This window comes from Edwardsiella ictaluri ATCC 33202 (assembly GCF_000264785.1).
Classification (GTDB): Bacteria; Pseudomonadota; Gammaproteobacteria; order Enterobacterales; family Enterobacteriaceae; genus Edwardsiella; species Edwardsiella ictaluri.
On sequence record NZ_AFJI01000019.1, the window covers coordinates 1 to 1,762 of the forward strand.

The 1,762-nt window shown below is 53.2% G+C and carries 1 rRNA gene; it reads left to right on the plus strand.

Annotation, left to right across the window (positions count from 1 at the left end):
* A 23S ribosomal RNA gene (locus EIEH_RS02175) occupies nt 1–1,732 on the plus strand; the annotation flags it as partial.
* Between the last annotated feature and the right edge of the window lie 30 nt (nt 1,733–1,762).

The following is a 1,762-nucleotide window of genomic DNA, read 5'->3' on the forward strand; positions in this document are numbered from 1 at the left end:
CGTTCGTTGGGTAGGGGAGCGTTCTGTAAGCCGTTGAAGGTGGCCTGTGAGGGCTGCTGGAGGTATCAGAAGTGCGAATGCTGACATAAGTAACGATAAAGCGGGTGAAAAGCCCGCTCGCCGGAAGACCAAGGGTTCCTGTCCAACGTTAATCGGGGCAGGGTAAGTCGACCCCTAAGGCGAGGCCGAAAGGCGTAGTCGATGGGAAACAGGTTAATATTCCTGTACTTGGTGTTATTGCGAAGGGGGGACGGAGAAGGCTAGACCGGCCGGGCGACGGTTGTCCCGGTTTAAGCGTGTAGGTGTGATGACCTGGCAAATCCGGTTATCTTTAACACTGAGGCGTGATGACGAGGCACTACGGTGCTGAAGTGGTTAATGCCCTGCTTCCAGGAAAAGCCTCTAAGCTCCAGATAACACTGAATCGTACCCCAAACCGACACAGGTGGTCAGGTAGAGAATACCAAGGCGCTTGAGAGAACTCGGGTGAAGGAACTAGGCAAAATGGTGCCGTAACTTCGGGAGAAGGCACGCTGGCATGTAGGTGAAGTCCCTTGCGGATGGAGCCGAAGCCAGTCGAAGATACCAGCTGGCTGCAACTGTTTAATAAAAACACAGCACTCTGCAAACACGAAAGTGGACGTATAGGGTGTGACGCCTGCCCGGTGCTGGAAGGTTAATTGATGGGGTCAGCCGCAAGGCGAAGCTCTTGATCGAAGCCCCAGTAAACGGCGGCCGTAACTATAACGGTCCTAAGGTAGCGAAATTCCTTGTCGGGTAAGTTCCGACCTGCACGAATGGCGTAATGATGGCCAGGCTGTCTCCACCCGAGACTCAGTGAAATTGAACTCGCTGTGAAGATGCAGTGTACCCGCGGCAAGACGGAAAGACCCCGTGAACCTTTACTATAGCTTGACACTGAACATTGAACCTTGATGTGTAGGATAGGTGGGAGGCTTTGAAGTGTGGACGCCAGTCTGCATGGAGCCGACCTTGAAATACCACCCTTTAATGTTTGATGTTCTAACCTGGTCCCGTGATCCGGGATAGGGACAGTGTCTGGTGGGTAGTTTGACTGGGGCGGTCTCCTCCCAAAGAGTAACGGAGGAGCACGAAGGTTAGCTAATCCTGGTCGGACATCAGGAGGTTAGTGCAAAGGCATAAGCTAGCTTGACTGCGAGAGTGACGGCTCGAGCAGGTGCGAAAGCAGGTCTTAGTGATCCGGTGGTTCTGAATGGAAGGGCCATCGCTCAACGGATAAAAGGTACTCCGGGGATAACAGGCTGATACCGCCCAAGAGTTCATATCGACGGCGGTGTTTGGCACCTCGATGTCGGCTCATCACATCCTGGGGCTGAAGTAGGTCCCAAGGGTATGGCTGTTCGCCATTTAAAGTGGTACGCGAGCTGGGTTTAGAACGTCGTGAGACAGTTCGGTCCCTATCTGCCGTGGGCGTTGGAAGATTGAGAGGGGCTGCTCCTAGTACGAGAGGACCGGAGTGGACGCACCGCTGGTGTTCGGGTTGTGATGCCAATTGCATTGCCCGGTAGCTACGTGCGGAAAAGATAAGCGCTGAAAGCATCTAAGCGCGAAACTTGCCTCGAGATGAGTCTTCCCTTGGACCTTGAGTCCACTGAAGGAACGTTTAAGACTAAGACGTTGATAGGCTGGGTGTGTAAGCGTAGCGATACGTTGAGCTAACCAGTACTAATGATCCGAGAGGCTTAACCTTACAACACCGAAGGTGTTTTAGAGAGACGAA